At 58.8% G+C, this 19,875-nt stretch carries 23 protein-coding genes; 9 read left to right on the forward strand and 14 right to left on the reverse strand.

Annotated features, from left to right (window positions below; translation table 11 throughout):
- Positions 1-596: 596 nt before the first annotated feature.
- Entirely contained in the window at positions 597-1,601 is a 1,005-nt protein-coding gene (yejK, locus tag ACIP66_RS25930; RefSeq protein ID WP_053117368.1) for a nucleoid-associated protein YejK, read from the forward strand.
- Complete coding sequence (locus ACIP66_RS25935) at positions 1,601-1,951, forward strand: glutaredoxin family protein (protein WP_282359160.1); 351 nt, start codon at positions 1,601-1,603, stop codon at positions 1,949-1,951. Before yejK ends, ACIP66_RS25935 begins: the two co-directional genes overlap by 1 nt.
- 99 nt (positions 1,952-2,050) lie before the next feature.
- Here the strand turns inward: ACIP66_RS25935 and ACIP66_RS25940 are convergent, their stop codons facing one another.
- The 5 genes from ACIP66_RS25940 to ACIP66_RS25960 all read right to left on the reverse strand — a co-directional run bounded on the left by ACIP66_RS25940 (position 2,051) and on the right by ACIP66_RS25960 (position 6,075).
- Positions 2,051-2,986 carry a glutathione S-transferase family protein gene (locus ACIP66_RS25940; RefSeq protein WP_400651913.1) on the reverse strand — a complete coding sequence of 312 codons (936 nt, stop codon included), beginning with the start codon at positions 2,984-2,986 and terminating at the stop codon, positions 2,051-2,053.
- Between the two features lie 84 nt (positions 2,987-3,070).
- Positions 3,071-3,373 carry a GIY-YIG nuclease family protein gene (locus ACIP66_RS25945; RefSeq protein ID WP_008083651.1) on the reverse strand — a complete coding sequence of 101 codons (303 nt, stop codon included), beginning with the start codon at positions 3,371-3,373 and terminating at the stop codon, positions 3,071-3,073.
- Between the two features lie 39 nt (positions 3,374-3,412).
- A complete protein-coding gene (locus ACIP66_RS25950; protein ID WP_053117357.1) occupies positions 3,413-3,883 on the reverse strand; it encodes a nuclear transport factor 2 family protein in 471 nt (156 codons plus the stop codon).
- Between the two features lie 238 nt (positions 3,884-4,121).
- Positions 4,122-5,426, reverse strand: a complete 1,305-nt coding sequence (locus ACIP66_RS25955) for a CynX/NimT family MFS transporter (protein ID WP_400651916.1) — start codon at positions 5,424-5,426, stop codon at positions 4,122-4,124.
- Positions 5,416-6,075 carry a FadR/GntR family transcriptional regulator gene (locus ACIP66_RS25960; RefSeq protein WP_053117351.1) on the reverse strand — a complete coding sequence of 220 codons (660 nt, stop codon included), beginning with the start codon at positions 6,073-6,075 and terminating at the stop codon, positions 5,416-5,418. The genes ACIP66_RS25955 and ACIP66_RS25960 overlap by 11 nt, the downstream gene beginning before the upstream one ends.
- A 166-nt stretch (positions 6,076-6,241) precedes the next feature.
- Between ACIP66_RS25960 and ACIP66_RS25965 the strand changes: the two genes are divergently transcribed.
- Positions 6,242-6,553, forward strand: coding sequence for a type II toxin-antitoxin system MqsR family toxin (locus ACIP66_RS25965; protein WP_159815599.1), 312 nt, complete (start codon positions 6,242-6,244; stop codon positions 6,551-6,553).
- The gene (locus tag ACIP66_RS25970; protein ID WP_400651919.1) at positions 6,550-7,038 is read left to right on the forward strand and encodes a type II toxin-antitoxin system MqsA family antitoxin; all 489 of its coding nucleotides are present in this window, start codon (positions 6,550-6,552) and stop codon (positions 7,036-7,038) included. Before ACIP66_RS25965 ends, ACIP66_RS25970 begins: the two co-directional genes overlap by 4 nt.
- Positions 7,039-7,099: 61 nt before the next feature.
- Here the strand turns inward: ACIP66_RS25970 and ACIP66_RS25975 are convergent, their stop codons facing one another.
- The 4 genes from ACIP66_RS25975 to ACIP66_RS25990 form a co-directional block, all read right to left on the reverse strand.
- The gene (locus tag ACIP66_RS25975) at positions 7,100-7,864 is read right to left on the reverse strand and encodes an amino acid ABC transporter ATP-binding protein (protein ID WP_150603734.1); all 765 of its coding nucleotides are present in this window, start codon (positions 7,862-7,864) and stop codon (positions 7,100-7,102) included.
- 13 nt (positions 7,865-7,877) lie between these two features.
- Positions 7,878-8,975 (reverse strand): amino acid ABC transporter permease, encoded by a 1,098-nt coding sequence (locus tag ACIP66_RS25980; RefSeq protein WP_008080192.1) that lies wholly within the window; start codon positions 8,973-8,975, stop codon positions 7,878-7,880.
- Between the two features lie 10 nt (positions 8,976-8,985).
- Complete coding sequence (locus ACIP66_RS25985) at positions 8,986-10,167, reverse strand: amino acid ABC transporter permease (protein ID WP_400651922.1); 1,182 nt, start codon at positions 10,165-10,167, stop codon at positions 8,986-8,988.
- Positions 10,168-10,233: 66 nt separating this feature from the next.
- Positions 10,234-11,265, reverse strand: coding sequence for an amino acid ABC transporter substrate-binding protein (locus ACIP66_RS25990; protein ID WP_053117336.1), 1,032 nt, complete (start codon positions 11,263-11,265; stop codon positions 10,234-10,236).
- Between the two features lie 468 nt (positions 11,266-11,733).
- Between ACIP66_RS25990 and ACIP66_RS25995 the strand changes: the two genes are divergently transcribed.
- From ACIP66_RS25995 to ACIP66_RS26015, 5 genes are all read left to right on the forward strand, one after another.
- Entirely contained in the window at positions 11,734-12,390 is a 657-nt protein-coding gene (locus ACIP66_RS25995) for an alpha/beta hydrolase (protein ID WP_053117331.1), read from the forward strand.
- A gap of 96 nt (positions 12,391-12,486) precedes the next feature.
- A complete protein-coding gene (gene rhlB / locus ACIP66_RS26000) occupies positions 12,487-13,968 on the forward strand; it encodes an ATP-dependent RNA helicase RhlB (RefSeq protein WP_159815597.1) in 1,482 nt (493 codons plus the stop codon).
- A gap of 141 nt (positions 13,969-14,109) precedes the next feature.
- Positions 14,110-15,054, forward strand: coding sequence for an ornithine cyclodeaminase family protein (locus ACIP66_RS26005; protein WP_400651926.1), 945 nt, complete (start codon positions 14,110-14,112; stop codon positions 15,052-15,054).
- Between the two features lie 173 nt (positions 15,055-15,227).
- Complete coding sequence (locus ACIP66_RS26010) at positions 15,228-16,355, forward strand: NAD(P)/FAD-dependent oxidoreductase (protein WP_400651929.1); 1,128 nt, start codon at positions 15,228-15,230, stop codon at positions 16,353-16,355.
- Between the two features lie 93 nt (positions 16,356-16,448).
- Positions 16,449-17,075: a transcriptional regulator gene (locus tag ACIP66_RS26015; protein ID WP_400651931.1), complete on the forward strand. Its 627-nt coding sequence runs from the start codon at positions 16,449-16,451 to the stop codon at positions 17,073-17,075.
- Between the two features lie 84 nt (positions 17,076-17,159).
- Here ACIP66_RS26015 and ACIP66_RS26020 read toward each other — a convergent pair whose 3' ends face one another.
- The 5 genes from ACIP66_RS26020 to ACIP66_RS26040 all read right to left on the reverse strand — a co-directional run.
- Positions 17,160-17,936, reverse strand: coding sequence for an ABC transporter substrate-binding protein (locus ACIP66_RS26020; RefSeq protein ID WP_212544015.1), 777 nt, complete (start codon positions 17,934-17,936; stop codon positions 17,160-17,162).
- Positions 17,937-18,178: 242 nt separating this feature from the next.
- Positions 18,179-18,631, reverse strand: a complete 453-nt coding sequence (gene moaE, locus ACIP66_RS26025; RefSeq protein ID WP_073473663.1) for a molybdopterin synthase catalytic subunit MoaE — start codon at positions 18,629-18,631, stop codon at positions 18,179-18,181.
- 3 nt (positions 18,632-18,634) lie between these two features.
- A complete protein-coding gene (moaD, locus tag ACIP66_RS26030; RefSeq protein WP_400651933.1) occupies positions 18,635-18,877 on the reverse strand; it encodes a molybdopterin converting factor subunit 1 in 243 nt (80 codons plus the stop codon).
- Positions 18,874-19,347 carry a cyclic pyranopterin monophosphate synthase MoaC gene (moaC, locus tag ACIP66_RS26035; protein WP_212544017.1) on the reverse strand — a complete coding sequence of 158 codons (474 nt, stop codon included), beginning with the start codon at positions 19,345-19,347 and terminating at the stop codon, positions 18,874-18,876. Before moaC ends, moaD begins: the two co-directional genes overlap by 4 nt.
- A 187-nt stretch (positions 19,348-19,534) precedes the next feature.
- Positions 19,535-19,875, reverse strand: a 341-nt coding sequence (locus ACIP66_RS26040; protein WP_400651936.1) for a PhoH family protein, incomplete at its 5' end; no start/stop codon positions are given.

Consider the following 19,875-nt stretch of genomic DNA (forward strand, 5'->3'; position numbering starts at 1 on the left):
GCGTTTCGCGTGGTTGTTTTCGGCGCTTATATTGCTTATGCTATGTCGGCGATCAGTTGGTCTTTAGTAAGAGCCATGTAGTGTTCCTTCCCTATCAAATTCATATGGATTGCAGAGTGCAGTGTCAGCCATCGAGCCCGATCTTCTGGATCTGGCACCCTCGGCGATAACCACGACGAGTCGGGTTATAGATACCGAAATCAGGGTTTGGTTCGACCTGACAAATGCTGATTGCACGCTTAACGCAGTGACTTCGCGTAAGACCGGGCAAAACTAGCACAGAGACAAGGAAATATCCGCCTCTAGCTACCCATTTGGTCAGCTTTATTGCTCTAAACCGCGAAAAAACTGCATAAGCCCGGTCGCACGCCCCGGTTTTGCCCTACAACCCCACGTTTACGCTGCCGCCGACGCGGTTTCCCGCGTATGTAGGAGCTGCCGCAGGCTGCGATCTTTTGATCCTGTTTTTTTAAAATGCCAGATCAAAAGATCGCAGCCTGCGGCAGCTCCTACAACAGGCCCGTGCCGAGAATCGGGTACACTTAGCGCTTTTTCGGGGGAGCCTGCCCTCCTCCCTTCCAACAGCCGAGAAGCCCATGCCGATCCGTCATTGCATCGTCCACCTGATCGACAAAAAACCCGACGGCACGCCCGCAGTTCTGCACGCCCGTGACACGGAACTGGCCGAGTCCGCGGCCATCGAGAACATGCTCGCCGACCTCAACGAAAGCTATAACGCCAAACAGGGCAAAGCCTGGGGCCTGTTTCACCCGGAATCCGGCGCGTTCCCGTTCAGTGGCTGGCTGAAGGAATACATGGAGGGCGGCAAGGACTTCACCGCATTCAGCAAAGTCGCGGTCGAGCACCTGCAGAAGCTGATGGAAGAGTCGAACCTGTCGGTCGGCGGCCACGTGCTGTTCGCGCATTATCAGCAAGGCATGACCGATTACCTGGCAATCGCCCTGCTGCACCACAGTGAAGGCGTGGCGGTGACCGACGAGCTGGACGTGACCCCGTCGCGCCACCTCGACCTCGGCCAACTGCACCTCGCAGCGCGGATCAACGTCTCCGAGTGGCAGAACAACAAACAATCGAAGCAGTACATCTCGTTCATCAAGGGCAAGAATGGCAAAAAGGTCTCGGAATACTTCCGCGACTTTATCGGCTGCCAGGAAGGCGTCGACGGCCCGGGCGAGACGCGCACGCTGCTCAAAGCCTTCAGCGATTTCGTCGAGAGCGAAGACCTGCCAGAAGAGTCCGCGCGCGAGAAGACCAAAACCTTGGTCGATTACGCCAGCAGCCAGGCCAAACTCGGCGAGCCGATGGGCCTGGAAGAACTCTCCGAGCTGATCGACGAAGAGCGCCCGAAAGCCTTCTTCGATCACATCCGCAATAAGGACTACGGCCTGTCGCCAGAGATTCCCGCGGACAAACGCACTTTGAATCAATTCCGCCGCTTCACCGGCCGCGCCGAAGGCCTGTCGATCAGCTTTGAAGCGCACCTGCTGGGCTCGAAGATCGAGTACGACGAAGAAGCTGGCACCTTGGTGATCAAAGGTTTGCCGACGTCGCTGACCGATCAGCTGAAGCGGCGCAACTGATGCTCGCCAATGTGTTGAAGAAGGTCGCGCTGGTTCTGCTGGTGGTCGTGGTGTATCAGAACTGGGGCAAGATCGAGCGGGTGTTCAATCCGTCGCAGATGGTTGCCGAGCAGACGCGGGCGCAAGCCAACGTCGTGCTTTACGCCACCGACTGGTGCGGTTACTGCAAGCAGACCAAGCGTTTTCTCGACAGCAAGGGGATTCCGTTCAAGGAGTTCGACATCGAGAAGGATGCCGATGCGCGCAAGGCGTATGAGGCATTGGGTGGACGCGGGATTCCGTTGATTGATGTCAACGGCACCTTGATTCGCGGGTTTGACCCGGACGAAATCCTCGCCGCCCTGAAATAAAACGCTGTAGGAGCAAGGCTTGCCCGCGAAGAACGATAACCCGGTTTGTCAGAGACACCGCGTCATCGTTCTTCGCGAGCAAGCTTTGCTCCTACAGATTTAGCGGGCTTCGATGCGGAAACCGAAGCGTGGGAAGTGCACGTGCACCACGCCGCTACGCTCGTCTTCGCGACGAATGATCAGCTCTTCGCTACCTGCAAACAGCAACTCACCGACCACCGGATCAACACCATAATCCGTCGCCGAGATCGCCACTTGCTGGCCTGCCTTGAAACCATTCGGGTCGATGAACTGCTCGCTTGGCAGATCCGCTGGCGTCGCACTGCGTGCAACTTCCAGCGCTTCCTCAGAAGTCATCGCACTCGCCGCGCCATGACCAAAGCCCAGCACTCGACCCAACCACGCGGAAACAGCCGGATACTCATCCACCAACGGCGCGGTGACGTGAGTCGCTTTGAGGAACCACAGCGAATGCGCCAGTGCGAAGTCGGCAATCGACGGCTCGCCGAACAGGAAGTCGCCCTGCTCGCGCTGCAGTTGTTGCTCCAGACGCAGCATGATCGTCGGCCATTGATGCTTGGCCTGCTCAGCGGACAAACGTGTAGCGCTGCCGCCACTGAACAAACCGGCGCGGTCAGCCATAAACGCTTTGATCGCTTCCGGCGGCAGCTTGCCGAAACGCACGGCAACCGACTCAGGCTGGAACACCAGGCTCACCGCATGTTGAAACACCACCGAATCAACCCAGGTGGCGAAACTCGCGGTGGTCATTTCCTGGCCTTCAGGGAAGAAGCTCGGCAGGGCTTTTTCCTGCTCCAGGCGACGGGCGATCAGTGAAGTGTCGCAGTAGATGTCGGCGCCGATTTGCAGCACCGGGGTTTTGCGATAGCCGCCAGTCAGTGCGGTCAGATCCGGCTTGGGCATCACTGGCGAAATGTGCACCGAGCGCCACGACAAGCCTTTGAAACCCAGCAGCAGGCGGGCCTTCTCGGCAAATGGAGAGGTCGGGTAATGATGCAGAATCAACTCGGACATGCTCGGCTCCGCCGCTCAGAAAGTGAGTCGGCAGCTTAGCGTGCATTTGCTTAGCAGCCTACAGATCTGGCTGATGGGAACCGATCAGTCAGATTGATAAGACGCGACCAGGCATTCCTTGGCGCTCTTGCGCAGTTTTTTGATCAGCCGTTCCTGACGCAAAGCATCGCTTTTGTCGCGACACAATTCGGTGTACACCAACGCCATCGCCGGGCTGGAAAGGAAGAACCGCGCGCCTTTGCCGCTTTGGTGCTTGGCGAAACGGCGCACCGGGTCATCGCTGATGCCGCAGTACAGCGAACCGTTGGCCGCGCGAACGAGGTAGACGAACCAGGACTTGCTCACCGGTTCGGCCACATCGACAGATTTTTCGCTAAGGCTGGTCAATTCGGGATCAAGACGTGTAGGAAACAGGCCGCGATCTTATCAGCGACCGGCCTGAAATGCCTTCAGTCCCTTCAACGCCTGCGCACGCACGGCGTTGCGTACCAGAGGCGTCCAGCCCAGCAGCAGACCTTTAAAACCCAGAGCCTGACGCGACCAGCGCCACAGATCGAAATGGTCGTGGTGCTCGCAGATCTTGCCGTCACGGAAGACGAAACGGGCCTGGATATCGTTGATCACAACGTTGCCGGTCTGGCTGAACAGGTAGGTCGCAACCCAGTGCGCGCCGCCGCTGCGCTCATCGGCGCGGACGTTGTCGAAGGTCAGGGAGAAGTCTTTGGCGCGGGTGGTGAGCATGCGCCACATGTCGCCGGCATCGCGCCCGCGCAGTTCGCCGAAGGCCGGATCGCTGAACACCACGTCATCGGTGTAGCACGCGGCCATAGCCTCGGCGTCCAGACGTTTGAAGGCTTCGTAGAAGCGGGTGATCAACGCGCTGTGGGCTTCGCTCATGGGCAATCTCCAAAATAGGTACAGATTGCCAGCACGATAATCCGCAATACGAAGAAACACTATCGGCATTCGCACACCGAATACCATGCAAGATCTTAAAGGCGCCCCAAAAACTGTGGGAGCGAGCTTGCTCGCGAAGAGGCCGGCACATTCAACATGATCTGTGCCTGAACCACCGTCTTCGCGAGCAAGCTCGCTCCCACATTGGATATCACGGCCCCCAAAAAAGGGTTACGCGTCAGATTCTTTCGCTTTGCACTTGCACGTACAGTGCTCGCCCGGCGCCGAGGCCGGCGATGATCGCGCCGGTGCCGATGATGCCGAAGATCCAGCCCACCGCATTCCAGCCGCCCGTCCAGTCATGCACCACACCGACCGCAAACGGCCCCATCGACGCCAGCGTGTAGCCGAAGCCTTGGGACATGCTCGACAGGTTCGCCGCGACGTGCGAATCCCGCGAACGCAAGACGATCAACGTCAACGCCAGACTGAACGTACCGCCCTGCCCCAGGCCCAGTAGAATCGCCCAGCCCCACAGGCCTTCGATCGGCGCATACAGGCAACCGAACAGGCCACCCAGGGTCAACGCCATCACCACCACAATTGCCAGTCGCTGATCCTTGCCGCGAGTGGCCAGCCAAGGCGCGGCCAGCGAACTGGCGAGTTGGATGATCACCGAGCCGGACAACACCAGCCCCGCTTGCGTCGGGGTCAGCCCGCGACCAATCAGGATCGACGGCAACCAGCCAAACACGATGTACGCCAGCGACGATTGCAGGCCCATGTACAACGTCACTTGCCACGCCAGCGGATCACGCAGCAAACCGCGCACGCGATAGGCGACGTTGTGTGCACCGTGTTTCTGCCCGACCTGTGGCAGCCAGAACAACGCCGCCACCAGCGCCGGGATGACCCAGAAGCCCAGGCCAATTGTCCAGTCTCCGCCAAAATGCTCGCTCAACGGCACACTGGTGCCCGCCGCCATTGCCGCACCGAGGCACAGCGCCATGGTGTAGACGCCGGTCATGGTGCCGGCGTGTTTGGCGAAGTCGCGTTTGACGATACCCGGCAGCAATACGCCGACAATGCCGATGCTTGCGCCGCCCAATACGCTGCCCGCAAACAGGCCGATTTCACCAAAGCTGCTACGCAAAATGATGCCGCAGGCCAGTGTCAGCAGAATCCCCAGCACCACGCGTTCGGCGCCAAAACGTCGCGCCAGAATCGGTGCCAGCGGCGCGAACAAGCCGAGGCACAGCACCGGCAGTGTGGTCAGCAAACCGGCCTGCGCCGCCGACAAGCCGAGGCTCTTGGAAACGTCGCTGAGCAGCGGCGCCATGCTCGACAGCGCCGGGCGCAAGTTCAACGCCACCAGAATCAGCCCCAGCAGCAACAGCCACGGGCGGCGCGCCAGCGGGTGGCTTTGTTGCACCTGCTCGTCATCGGCCTCGGCGTCGATCAGCAGCTCTTCAAGCTCTGCCGTGCGTTTCGGGGTTGTGGATAGCTCACTGCGGGACATGGATTTCTCGGTTTCAGGGTTCATTGATCAACTGCCTCGACAAGGCTTTGGCCCGTTCCGGGTCGCGTTGTTCGACGGCATCGAGCAACTCGATGTGCAGGTCGAACACTTCCTGACGGCGCGGGACGATGTTCAGGGTCTGGCGCAATTGCGCGCCGACGATGCTGGAGAAATAGCGATACAGCTCGCTGAGGGTCGGGTTGTGCGCGGCGTCGACCAGTCGGCGGTGGAACACCAGATCGCAGGCGATGTAGGTATCGAGGTCGCCGTGGTAGTGACTGCCGCTGGTGCCGAGGGCTTCGCGCAATGCGGCGAGGTCTTCATCGGTGCGACGCAACGCCGCCAGACCGATCGCCTCGACTTCAAGGATGTGCCGGGTTTCCCGCGCCTGTTCCAGCGAGCAACGCGACAACGCTTTCAGCGTGTCGAGCGGATCAACCAGCGCGCGCAAATAACTGCCGTCGCCCTGACGAATCTCGATCAACCCGGAAAACGCCAACACACGCATGGCTTCGCGCACGGTATTGCGGCTAATGCCTAACTCAGCGCAGAGCTCGGGTTCGGTCGGCAAGCGCTCGCCGACCTGCCAGGCACCGCTGTTAATGCGCTGGCGGAGTTGATCCAGGGCCTGATCGACCAAGGATCGTTTAATGAGTGGAGAAATGTCTGACATAGGATTCGCCCTTTCATCCAATCATAGGATGAATTTTCCGACATGTTAGTCAGACCCATGTAGGACGGCAACCACCTAGGGTCAAAAGGCGACACATGGAGCGGCATTTTCGATTGGTCAAAATTACCCTTTAAGGGTAATTTCAGGGACAGGGTTTTGGTTTCTTATGGAAAAGAACACACCCCATTACGACTTGGTGGTAGTGAAGCAAGAAGTCATCAGACTGGGCGCTAAAGCCTTTACAGGAAGCGCGATGAGCTCGGGCAAGGGCATGGGGTTAAACCTCAAACGTATGCAGCAAGCCATCTGCTCGCTGGATCGCCGGATGTTCTACAAGTCCATGACTTGCTACACCAACCACAGACACTGGCAGGATGTTTACCACATTGGATTTCACGACTTGGAGTTGTATATCAAAATCACCTACTGCCCCAACGGCGGTCCTCCCGTGATCTCTTTCAAGGAGAAGAATTTATGAATGCACGGCAATGCTTGAGCTGTGGCACTCAAGAGGCGATGCAACATTTCGAAGGTCGCAGTTTGACTGTCAACTACAAGGATGTTTCACGTTGGGTGCACGGCATTGCAGGGTGGGAATGCAAAGCCTGCGGCGAGATCATTTTTGATAACGATACTGACAGCGCCGAACGCTATTCTGACGCCGGCGATAAATTGCTCGAAGAGTGCTTCCACGTAATGGGCGCCGAGATGAAACGCATCCGCCGCAAATTGCATCTCACCCAAAAAGAAGCAGTTAAATTGCTATCCGGCGGAGGTCACAACGCTTTTTCCCGCTACGAACGCGGCGAGCTTTCACCGCCTCAACCGTTGTTCAATCTTATGCGTCTGCTAGACCGGCACCCTCACCTGCTCGCCGAAATACACGCGATGAACGAAGGCAGTGAATTGCGGCGATTGCTCGCCGCGCGCTTCCCGGAACAGGAGACGGCACCGGTGCCCTGACAAAACCCGGTAAAAATAAACCCGGAACGCGGTCCGGGTTTATTTCAGAACGTAGGTCAGATCAATGCAAAATCTGACTCAAGAACAACTTCGTCCGCTCATTCTGCGGATTATCGAAGAAGTCATTTGGCGCCGCCTGTTCAACGATCTCACCCTTGTCCATGAAGATCACACGGTTCGCCACAGTCCGCGCGAAGCCCATTTCGTGGGTCACGCAAAGCATGGTCATGCCGTCTTCCGCCAAACCGATCATGGTGTCGAGCACCTCTTTCACCATCTCCGGATCGAGCGCTGAAGTTGGTTCATCGAACAGCATGATTTTCGGCTTCATGCACAGGGCGCGGGCAATCGCTACACGCTGTTGCTGACCACCGGACAGTTGCCCCGGGAATTTATGCGCCTGCTCCGGAATGCGTACGCGCTCCAGGTAATGCATGGCGATTTCCTCGGCCTTGCGCTTGGGCATCTTGCGTACCCACATCGGCGCCAGGGTGCAGTTCTGCAAAATGGTCAGGTGCGGGAACAGGTTGAAGTGCTGGAACACCATGCCGACTTCGCGGCGGATCGCTTCGATCTGCTTGAGGTCGTTAGTCAGTTCCACGCCGTCGACGACGATGCGGCCCTGCTGGTGTTCTTCCAGACGATTGAGACAACGAATCGTCGTCGATTTGCCGGAACCCGACGGGCCGCACAAAACGATACGCTCGCCCTGTTTTACGTTGAGGTTGATGTCTTTCAGCACGTGGAACTGGCCGTACCACTTGTTGACGCCCTGCATCTGAATAATGCCTTCAGGGCTCACAGGCTTTTTGATTGCTTCGCTCATTTACAGAGAACTCCTAACGCTTGTGGCCAGTGTCGAGCTTGCGTTCCAGATGCATGGAATAGCGCGACATACCAAAACAGAAAATCCAGAACACCAGGGCGGCGAATACGTAGCCTTCGGTGGCCATGCCCAGCCATTTCGGGTCGGCAGCGGCTTGCTTGACGCTGTTGAGCAGGTCAAACAGGCCGATGATGATCACCAGACTGGTGTCCTTGAACAGCGCAATGAAGGTGTTGACGATGCCCGGGATCACCAGCTTCAGGGCTTGCGGCAGGATCACCAGGCCCATCGAACGCCAGTAGCCGAGGCCCATCGCTGCAGCCGCTTCGTACTGACCTTTGGGGATCGCTTGCAGACCACCGCGCACCACTTCAGCGACGTAGGCCGACTGGAACAGAATCACGCCGATCAGCGCCCGCAACAGCTTGTCGAAGTTCATGCCTTCAGGCAGAAACAGCGGCAGCATCACCGAGGACATGAACAGCACGGTGATCAACGGCACGCCGCGCCAGAATTCGATGAAGGTCACGCAGACCACCCGAATCGCCGGCATGTTCGAACGTCGACCCAGCGCCAGCACGATCCCCAGCGGCAAGGCGCCGGCGATACCGACGGTGGCGATCACCAGGGTCAGCATCAGGCCGCCCCATTGGCTGGTCGCCACCTGTGGCAGGCCGAACACGCCGCCGTGCAGCAGGCACCAGGCAACAATCGGGTAGATCACCAGGAAGCTCAGCCCGTACACCGCTTTACGCGGGAAGCGCGAGATGAACAGTGGCGCCACGCCGATTACCGCCAGCCACACGGTCAGGTCGACGCGCCAGCGCCATTCAGCCGGGTAATAGCCGTACATGAACTGGCCGAAACGCTGCTGAATGAACACCCAGCAGGCGCCGTCCTTGGTGCAGTCGGCGCGGGTGGTGCCGACCCAGTTGGCATCAATGATTGCCCAACTGAGTATCGGTGGCACGACGAGGTAGATCAGATAGAACGCAAACAAGGTCAGCAAGGTGTTGAGCCAGCTGGAGAACATGTTCGCGCGCATCCACGCCACCACGCCAATGCTGCTGTTCGGTGGGGGCATGTCGGGTTTGAAAGTATGAGTACTCATGCGCTTTTCCTTACCGCTCGATCAGCGCAATGCGCTTGTTGTACCAGTTCATCAGCAAAGAAATGCTGATACTGATCGCCAGGTACACGCTCATGGTGATGGCAATCACTTCGATCGCCTGACCGGTCTGGTTAAGCACGGTGCCGGCGAATAGCGAAACCATTTCCGGGTAACCGATACCGGCCGCCAGCGAAGAGTTTTTCGCCAGGTTGAGGTATTGGCTAGTCAGCGGCGGAATGATCACGCGCAGGGCTTGAGGAATGATCACCTTGCGCAGGGTCGGGCCGTTGCGCAGGCCGAGCGAACGCGCCGCTTCGGTCTGGCCGTGGCTGACCGACTTGATCCCCGAACGCACGATCTCAGCGATGAACGCCGCGGTGTACACGGTCAGGGCCAGGGTCAAGGCAAGCAGTTCCGGGATCAGCACCCAGCCTCCAACGAAGTTGAAGCCTTTGAGCTCGGGCATTTCCCAGTGCAGCGGCGCGCCGAAGATCAGTGCGCACAACGCCGGGATCACCAGCAGAATCGCCAGGCCTACCCAGAACTTGTGGAACGGTACGCCGGTCGCTTCAAAGCGTTTGTTGGCCCAACGGCACATCAGCACGATACCGACGATGGCCACCACGACGCTGATCACGAACGCCCAGAAACCATCAGCGGCCAGCGCGGCCGGCATGTTCAGGCCGCGGCTGCTGACGAAGAAGGTGTCGCCGAAGTTGTGGCTGTTGCGCGGCCCCGGCATGGTCAGGAATACCGCGAAGTACCAGAACAGGATTTGCAGCAGCGGCGGAATGTTGCGGAAAACTTCCACGTACACCGTCGCCAGTTTGCTGATGATCCAGTTCTGCGACAGCCGTGCCACACCGATGATGAAGCCGAGAATCGTCGCCAGAATCACGCCGATCACTGTCACCAACAAGGTGTTGAGCAAACCGATAACGAAGACGCGGGCATAACTGTCCGCTTCGGTGTAGTCGATCAGGTGTTGAGCGATGCCGAACCCGGCACTGCGCTCCAGAAAGCTGAAACCGGAAGTGATGCCCCGGTGCTGCAGGTTGGTTTGTGTGTTGTCGAACAGGAACCAGCCCAGCGAAACCACCGCGACAATCGTGATGATCTGGAATAGCCACGCACGCACTCGTGGATCGCTGAGGCTGAGCCTCTGCTTAGGTGCGCCGATTGAATTTTGCATGAAGTGCCCCGCAAAAAATGGAACAAGAACATCACCCGGCGGTTGGCCCGCCGGGCGATAGAACCATTAGCGCACTGGTGGTGCGTACTGAATGCCGCCGTTGTTCCACAGGGCGTTCAAGCCGCGGTCGATTTCCAGCGGAGTGCTCTTGCCGAGGTTTTTCTCGAAGATTTCGCCGTAGTTACCGACTTGTTTGACGATCTGTACTACCCAGTCTTTCGGCAGTTTCAGGTCTTTGCCGTATTCGCCGTCAGCACCGAGCATACGAGCGACGTCCGGGTTTTTGGTCGACTTGGCTTCGGCTTCGACGTTTTTCGAAGTGATGCCGGCTTCTTCGGTGTTGAGCAGCGCGTAGCCAACCCAACGCACGATGGCCAGCCACTCGTCGTCGCCATTACGTACGACCGGGCCCAGTGGTTCTTTGGAAATGGTTTCCGGCAGAACCACGTAGTCCTTCGGCGCTGCCAGCTTGCTGCGCTGGGCGAACAGCTGGGACTTGTCGGAGGTCAGCACGTCGCAACGACCGGATTCCAGCGACTTGGCGCTTTCATCGGAGGTGTCGAAAGTGATCGGGGTGTATTTCAGACCGTTGCCACGGAAGTAGTCGGAAACGTTCAGCTCGGTGGTGGTACCAGCCTGGATGCAGATGGTTGCACCGTCCAGCTCTTTGGCACTTTTCACGCCGAGTTTGTTGTTCACCAGGAAGCCGATGCCGTCGTAGTAGGTAATGAAGCCCGGGAATTTCAGGCCCATGCCCGCGTCACGCGAACTGGTCATGGTGGTGTTGCGCGACAGGATGTCGATCTCGCCGGACTGCAGCGCGGTGAAGCGCTCCTTGGCGTTCAACTGACTGAACTTGACCTTGGTCGCGTCGCCGAATACGGCAGCGGCCACAGCGCGGCAGACGTCAGCGTCGATCCCGAGGATCTTGCCGGTTGCATCCGGTACCGAGAAGCCCGGCAGACCGTCGCTCACGCCACACTGCACGAAACCTTTCTTCTGCACTGCATCCAGGGTTGCACCCGCCTGAGCGAACCCGCTGACACCGAGTACTGTTGCTGCAGTCACGATGGCCAGGGTGGATTTCAACATCTTCATTCAAACCTCCAGTTTTGCTCTTGTTGTGTCGGAGCTTGAGTCCAGTCGCACCCTTTTGAGGCGGTGTTGACCCTTGTTGGCTTTTTATTGGGTCAACCGACGTAAGACCTTCGCTATGAGTCTAGTAGGAGAAGATCCACAAAATGGATCACTCACTTCTCACCAATCGGCCGAACGGGCGGTAGCCCTTTCACGTTCGCGAAGCCCGTAGCGGCCCTTGGCGAACATCCATCACCGGATTTTTTGCAATCCCGGCCCACGGGGTACACTGATAGTGTTACCGCCAGGCGCGAGATCGGTTGCACGCCTGAAGCCATAGCAAAGCCCGTACCACACCGTTCGCTGAAGCGCTTTAGCGACAGGTCAATAGCAAAACTTGTACCCTTGCGACATCTTCTTAACAGATCAATCGGGCGCGCCCTTCAATCACGCACTCAATGAGAGCGCCCGCACACAATTGGAGCAGCCATGACCGAGCCCTTGATTCTTCAGCCTGTGAAGCCCGCAGACGCCTGCGTGATCTGGCTGCACGGCCTCGGCGCCGACCGCTACGACTTCTTGCCGGTGGCCGAAGCGTTGCAGGAAAGCCTATTGAGCACACGTTTTGTGTTGCCGCAGGCGCCGACACGTCCAGTGACGATAAATGGCGGATATGCCATGCCGAGCTGGTACGACATCAAAGCCATGAGCCCGGCGCGGGCGATCGATCGCGATGAGCTGGAAGCGTCTGCCGATCGCATCATCGAATTGATCGAAAACGAGCGCGCCAGCGGAATAGACGCCTCGCGGATTTTCCTCGCCGGTTTTTCCCAGGGTGGTGCCGTGGTGTTGCACACCGCTTTCTTGAAATGGCAGGGGCCGTTGGGTGGCGTGCTGGCGTTGTCGACGTATGCGCCGACGTTCAGTGATGAGCTGGAATTGTCGGCCAGTCAGCAGCGGATTCCGGTGCTGTGCCTGCACGGTCAGTTCGATAACGTGGTGCAGAACTCGATGGGCCGCAGTGCTTACGAGCACTTGGTGAAGCATGGTGTCACCGTGACATGGCAGGAATACCCAATGGAGCACGAAGTGTTACCCGAAGAAATTCGCGACATTGGCGTCTGGTTGAGCGAACGTCTGCGCTAATCGCGACAGCATTGCCTGCCCGTTGATCATCACACTACGCCGCGCCCGTTTCTTGCATTACACTGGCCGGCGTACATTCCTTAACCAATTGATGAGATGACCGTGCTCGAAGCACTCAAGAAAATGTTCGGTAAAAGCGAGGCTGAGCAGCTCGCGCCAGTTCCCAGTGCGCCGTCGCACGCCCCCGGTCATCGCCACGATGCGCCCCAGGCCGACCGCCCCGCTGCCGTAGCAGCACCGAAGCAAGACCCGCAACCCGCTCCGGCCGCGCCCATCGCCGCCGAGCCTGCGCGCAGTGAAGAGCCGAAACCGGCCAGACCGCGTCGCGAACCGAAGCCCAAGGCATCGGTCATTCCGTGGAAACTCGAAGATTTCGTCGTCGAGCCACAAGAAGGCAAAACCCGTTTTCACGATTTCAAACTCGCGCCAGAACTGATGCACGCCATTCAGGATCTGGGCTTCCCGTATTGCACGCCGATCCAGGCGCAGGTGCTGGGTTTCACCCTCGCCGGCAAAGACGCCATTGGTCGCGCGCAGACCGGTACCGGCAAAACCGCCGCGTTCCTGATCTCGATCATCACTCAGTTGCTGCAAACACCGCCGCCGAAAGAACGCTACATGGGCGAACCCCGTGCGCTGATCATCGCGCCGACCCGTGAGCTGGTGGTGCAAATCGCCAAAGACGCCGCTGACCTGACCAAGTACACCGGCCTCAACGTGATGACCTTCGTTGGCGGCATGGACTTCGACAAGCAGCTCAAGCACCTCGAAGCGCGCCACTGCGACATTCTCGTCGCGACCCCGGGCCGCCTGCTCGACTTCAACCAGCGCGGCGACGTGCACCTGGACATGGTCGAAGTGATGGTGCTGGACGAAGCCGACCGCATGCTCGACATGGGTTTCATCCCGCAAGTCCGCCAGATCATTCGTCAGACCCCGCCGAAATCCGAGCGCCAGACCTTGCTGTTCTCCGCGACATTCACCGAAGACGTGATGAACCTCGCCAAGCAGTGGACGACCGATCCGTCGATCGTCGAAATCGAAATCACCAACGTCGCCAACGAAAACGTCGAGCAACACATCTACGCCGTGGCCGGTGCCGACAAGTACAAACTGCTCTACAACCTGGTCAACGATAATGGCTGGGAGCGGGTGATGGTCTTCGCCAACCGCAAGGACGAAGTCCGTCGCATTGAAGAGCGCCTGGTGCGCGACGGTGTGAACGCTGCGCAGTTGTCCGGCGACGTGCCGCAACACAAACGCATCAAGACTCTGGAAGGTTTCCGCGAAGGCAAGATTCGCGTACTGGTCGCTACCGATGTTGCCGGTCGTGGCATTCACATCGACGGCATCAGCCACGTGATCAACTTCACTCTGCCGGAAGTGCCGGACGACTACGTACACCGCATCGGCCGTACCGGTCGTGCCGGTGCTGATGGCGTGTCGATCAGCTTCGCCGGTGAGGACGACTCCTATCAGTTGCCGTCCATCGAAGAGAAGCTCGGTCGCAAGATCAGCTGTGAAACGCCGCCGACGCATTTGTTGCGTGCGGTTGAGCGCAAGCGTCCGCAGCAGTAAGCGACGCTAAAAAAGAAAGCGCAGCCGGTAACGGACTGCGCTTTTTTTTCGTCTGGATTTTTTGCCGCAGGTGCTTGCCCGACAAAACCAAAAGTCCATAATGGACAAACAAGTTTAGTTTTTTTGTCTGCGGAGTCTGAAATGTCCAGTACGCCCTACGTGATCGACCAAGCCCAGGCCCGTGAGTTGCTGGCGCGTATCGATGTGCCGCAGATCTTGCGCAAGCTGTTTCGTGATCTTGCCAACGGCAAAGCCGTGCAGCCGGCGCAGCAACTGGTCGAGTTCCCGCAGGGTGCTGGCGACTTCATCAACTATCTGGGCGTGCTGGCCGAGGATGGCGTTTACGGCGTGAAGACCTCGCCGTACATCGTTCGCGAACAAGGTGCGCTGGTGACAGCGTGGACGCTGTTGATGTCGATGAAAACCGGTCAGCCATTGCTGCTTTGTGATGCCGGTGAACTGACCACTGCGCGAACGGCGGCGACCACAGCGGTGGCGGTTGATGCGCTCGCGCCTCTGGACGCTAAACATTTGGCGATCATTGGCAGCGGCAAGGTTGCCCAAGCGCATTTGCATTACGTGAAGTCGCTGCGTGACTGGCAGAGCATCAGTCTGTATTCGCCAAGCCTGTGCGCTGATACTCAATCCCAGGCCCTGCTGAAAGCCATCACGCCCAATCTGAAGATCACCGACAGCCGTGAGGCCGCCCTCGCCGAAGCTGACGTGATCATGCTTTGCACCTCATCGGCGGGCCCGGTGATTGATCCCGCTGAGTTGAGCAAACCGGCGCTGATCACCTCGATCAGCACCAACGCTCCGCGCGCCCACGAAGTGCCGCCGCAGAGCCTCAACGACATGCAGGTCTTCTGCGACTATCGGCTGACCACGCCGGGGTCGGCGGGTGAAATGCTGATTGCCAGTGAGCAGCATGGCTGGAGCAAGGATGCGATCGTTGGTGACCTCGCTGACCTGCTCAGTGAAAAAGTCCAGCGTCCGGGTTACGACCGTCACGTATTTTTCCGTTCAATCGGTTTGGGCCTGGAAGACATTGCCCTCGCCAATGCGGTGTATCACCTAACCCACTAACACCAAAAATCCCCCTGTAGGAGCTGCCGAAGGCTGCGATCTTTTGATCTTGATCCTGAAAAAAACAAGATCAAAAGATCGCAGCCTTCGGCAGCTCCTACGGGGATCGCATTCTGATTGGGGAATTGCCAATGGCAGATCCCCAGAGAGCCACGATAGCTTTGGAGTTTTTCATGAGCCAGGCAGATTTCATCATCATCGGCGGCGGGATTGCCGGCGCTTCCACCGGGTTCTGGCTGTCGCCGCAGGCTAAAGTCATCGTGCTCGAACGTGAGTCGCACCCGGCCTATCACTCCACCGGACGCTCCGCCGCACTGTTCACCGCTGCCTACGGTACGCCGCAAGTCCGCGCCCTGACCCAAGCCAGCCGCGCATTCTTCGATAATCCACCCAGCGGTTTCTGCGAACACCCGCTGCTGACCCCACGTGGCGAAATGACCGTGGACTTCACCGGTGACAACGCCGAACTCAACAATCAATACCTCAGCGCCAAAGCCACAGTCCCAGAGATGCAACTGCTCACTGCCGACGAAGCCTGCGCGCGCCTGCCGATCCTGCGTCGGGAAAAAGTCCACGGCGCGATCTACGACCCGAGCGCCAGCGACATCGACACCGATGCCCTGCATCAGGGCTACCTGCGCGGCATCCGTCGTAACCACGGTGAAGTGCACACCGACTGCGAAGTGCTCGGCCTGAGCCGCGACGCCGACGGCCTCTGGCAGGTGCAAACCAACGGCCAGACCTTTAGCGCGCCAGTGATCATCAACGCCGCCGGCGCCTGGGCTGACAAGATCGGCGCACTGGCAGGCGCCAAGCCGCTGGGCCTGCAACCGAAACGCCGCGCTGCATTTATCTTTGCCGGCCCCGAAGGCGTCGATATTCATCACTGGCCGATGCTGGTCAGCCTCGACGAGTCCTTCTATATGAAGCCCGACGCCGGCATGTTCCTCGGTTCGCCGGCCAACGCCGATCCGGTCGAACCTCACGACGTGCAACCCGAAGAACTGGACATTGCCATGGGCATTTACCAGATCGAAGAAGCCACCACGCTGACCATCCGCCGCCCGACCCGCACCTGGGCCGGGCTGCGCAGTTTCGTCGCCGACGGTGATTTGCTTAGCGGTTTCGATCCGCAGGTGCCGGGGCTGTTTTGGGTCGCGGCGCAGGGTGGTTACGGCATCCAGACATCGCCGGCGATGGGCCAGGCCAGCGCGGCGCTGGTTCGCGGCGAACCTTTGCCTGAGCACTTGCGCAACTTCGGCCTGAGCAGCGCCATGCTCTCCCCTGCCCGCCTCGCTTGAATGGCCGTCAGGATGACTCGCTCAACGGATTGCGGCACACTCGCAGCGCCCCCTGATCACGGGGGCGCTGACGCTGCCTGGAGCTCCACTGTCATGACCGCCCCCGAATTCGATCCAGCGCTGGATAACTTCCGCGCCATCGCCGACGCCATCGCCACGCTGTTTTTTCCCCACGCCGAAGTGGTGCTGCACGACCTGCGCACGCAGAAGGTCGACTACATCGCCAACAACCTGTCGAAACGCGAGATCGGCGACGACTCGTCACTGGAAGACATGCTCAGCGAGGATGTCAGCGACAGGAACATTGGCCCGTACGAAAAGCTCAACTGGGACGGTCAGAAGATTCGCAGCCTGAGCAGCGTCCTGCGCGACAGCGACGGTCTGCCGCTGGCGGTGCTGTGCATCAATCTGAATATTTCGCTGTTCGAGAATGCCAAGGCGGCGCTGGATCTGTTCCTGTCGCCGAGCAAACTGATCCCACAGCCGGATTCACTGTTTCGCGATGACTGGCAGGAACGCATCAACACCTTCCTCCACGCCTGGCTGCGCGAGCGGCAGTTGAGCCTGAATGTGCTGACCCGCGATCACAAACGCGAACTGGTGCTGGCGCTGCACGCCGAGGGCGCGTTCAAGGGCAAGAGCGCCTCGAACTATGTGGCCAATGTGCTGAACATGGGGCGGGCGACGGTGTACAAGCATTTGAAAGAGCTGAAGGGCTGAAGATCAAGAGATCGCAGCCTGCGGCAGCTCCTACAGAAGAACGCATTCCCCTGTAGGAGCTGCCGCAGGCTGCGATCTTTTCAATCAGTCGCCGTAAATGTCGGACTTGAAATACTTCTCGGAAATCTTCTGATACTCGCCACTCGCGCGAATGCCATCAATCGCGCCATTCAACTGGCTGACCAGTTCCGCATTGCCCTTGCGCACCGCAATCCCCGCGCCCTCGCCGACGTACTTCGGATCCTTCAACTCAGGCCCGACAAACGCATAGCCCTTGCCGCGCGGCATCGTCAAAAAGTCATTCAGCGGAATGGTGTCAGCGAAAATCGCATCCAGCCGCCCCGCCGCCAGATCCATGTAGATCTCTTCGTTGTTGCTGTAGCGCTTGACGTTGATGCCCTTGGGCTCGAACACCTCGGTGGCGTAACGATCGGTGGTGGTCGCACGCTGAACGCCGACGTTCTTGCCTTTGAGGCTGGCGTATTGATCGTCTACCGTGGCGCCTTCTTTCATCACCAGACGCGACGAAGTGAAGTAGTACTTGTGGGTGAAATCCACTGACTTCTTGCGGTCTTCGTTGATGGTCATCGACGACAGCGCCATGTCGATCTTCTTCACTTTCAGCGAAGGAATCAGACCGTCGAACTCACCTTCCACCCACACGCACTTGACCTTCATCTGCGCGCACAGGGCGTTGCCGATGTCGTAGTCGAAACCGACGATCTCGCCCTTGTCGGTTTTCGAGGCGAATGGCGGGTAAGCGGCTTCGATGCCGATGCGCAGGGTTTGCTCGGCGGCGAACACGCTGGCGCAGGACAACAGGCTGAGGGCCAGACCGGTGATGAGGGGGAGTTTCTTCATGTTCGTTCTCTCGCGGAAGTTGTTGTTGGTTTGGCAAGAAAGAGCTGAATCGGAGGGAGATGTTTTTTGTACTTATAAATCCATATTGGACTTATATGTATAGCCAGTCAATCGGGCAGAGAGAGAGGTTTTTGGTGTTGCAGATGACGTCATCGCGAGCAGGCTCACTCCTACAGGGGGAACGCATTCCAACTGTAGGAGTGAGCCTGCTCGCGATAGCGGATTTAAAGGCGCTAGAGGACTTACTTGTTCCAGCGATCCGCCGCTGCATGATCACTGTCCCGCCCCTCAACCCAACGCGGCCCGTCGCTGGTGTTTTCTTTCTTCCAGAACGGTGCACGGGTTTTCAGGTAGTCCATGACAAAAGCGCAGGCATCGAATGCGGCCTGGCGATGGGCGCTGGCGGCGCCGACGAACACGATTGGTTCACCCGGCTCGAGCGCGCCGATGCGATGCAACACTTCCAGTTTCAACAGCGGCCAGCGCTGCTCGGCTTCGACGGCGATTTTGCCGAGGGCTTTTTCGGTCATGCCCGGATAGTGTTCGAGGAACATCCCCGCCACATCCAGTCCATCGTTGAAGTCGCGCACGTAGCCGACAAAGCTCACCACCGCGCCGACGCCGACATTGGCCGCGTGCATCGCGTTGACTTCAGCGCCCGGGTCGAACGGCGTGGCCTGCACACGAATCGCCATGGCTCAGCCTCCGGTCACGGTCGGGAAAAACGCCACTTCGTCGCCATCGACCACCGGCTCGTTGAGCTGGCAGAGGTCTTCGTTGCGTGCGCACATCAGGTTCTGTTCGCTCAGTACTTCAGCGCCATCCCGTTGCGCAAGCAATGCACGCACGTCGTCGACAGTGGCGAAATCACCTTCAACCTTCAGCGAATCCACGCCCAGCGCTTCACGGTAACGGGCAAAAAACCTCACGGTCAGGTTCATGGCTGCTCCGCTTGAAAGTGCCCGCTCTTGCCGCCGACCTTTTCCAGCAGACGCACGCTTTCGATGGTCATGCCGCGATCGACGGCTTTGCACATGTCGTAGATGGTCAGGGCGGCGACGCTGGCGGCGGTCAGTGCTTCCATCTCGACGCCGGTCTGCCCGGACAGTTTGCAACGGGCGACGATGCGCACGGTGTCTGCGCCGTCAGCGCTGAGTTCGACTTTGACGCCGGTAAGCATCAGCGGGTGGCACAGGGGAATCAGATCGCTGGTTTTCTTCGCCGCCTGAATGCCGGCAATGCGCGCCACGGCGAACACATCACCCTTGGGATGGCCGCCGCTGACAATCATCTGCAGCGTTTCGGGGAGCATGCGCACCAGCGCTTGGGCCGTCGCTTCACGGAACGTCACGGCTTTTTCGGTGACGTCGACCATGTTGGCGCGACCTTGGGAATCGAGATGAGTCAGCACGGGGGCCTCCTTGAGGCAGCTGCGAGCGGCAAGCTACAAGCGGCAAGTGAAAAGCGCAGTAGTCTGCAGGTATGGAATGGCAGCATTTAAGCAGTTGCAAGCATTAAGCGGCAAGCTACAAGGGCATGAGAGAAACACTCCCTACGCTTGTAACTTGCCGCTTATAGCTTGGAGCTGTTAGCTGCTTTTAGAGATGGGTTTCGGCGTATTCAGCCAGGATCGAGCGAGGCACCCCTTGCAGGGTGATGTGCACACCGTTCGGGAAATCCTTGAAGCGTTCGGTCAGGTAGGTCAGCCCGGAGCTGGTCGCGGACAGGTAAGGGGTGTCGATCTGTGCGAGGTTGCCCAGGCACACCACTTTCGAACCGGCGCCGGCACGGGTGATGATGGTTTTCATCTGGTGCGGCGTGAGGTTCTGACATTCGTCGATCAGGATCAGGCTCTGCTGGAAGCTTCGACCACGAATGTTGTTGAGCGATTTGAACTGCAGCGGCACTTTGCTGAGGTTGTAGTCGACGCTGCCATGGG

The sequence above is a fragment of the Pseudomonas sp. NPDC088429 genome, from assembly GCF_044753305.1.
In the GTDB taxonomy this organism is placed as follows: domain Bacteria; phylum Pseudomonadota; class Gammaproteobacteria; order Pseudomonadales; family Pseudomonadaceae; genus Aquipseudomonas; species Aquipseudomonas rustica.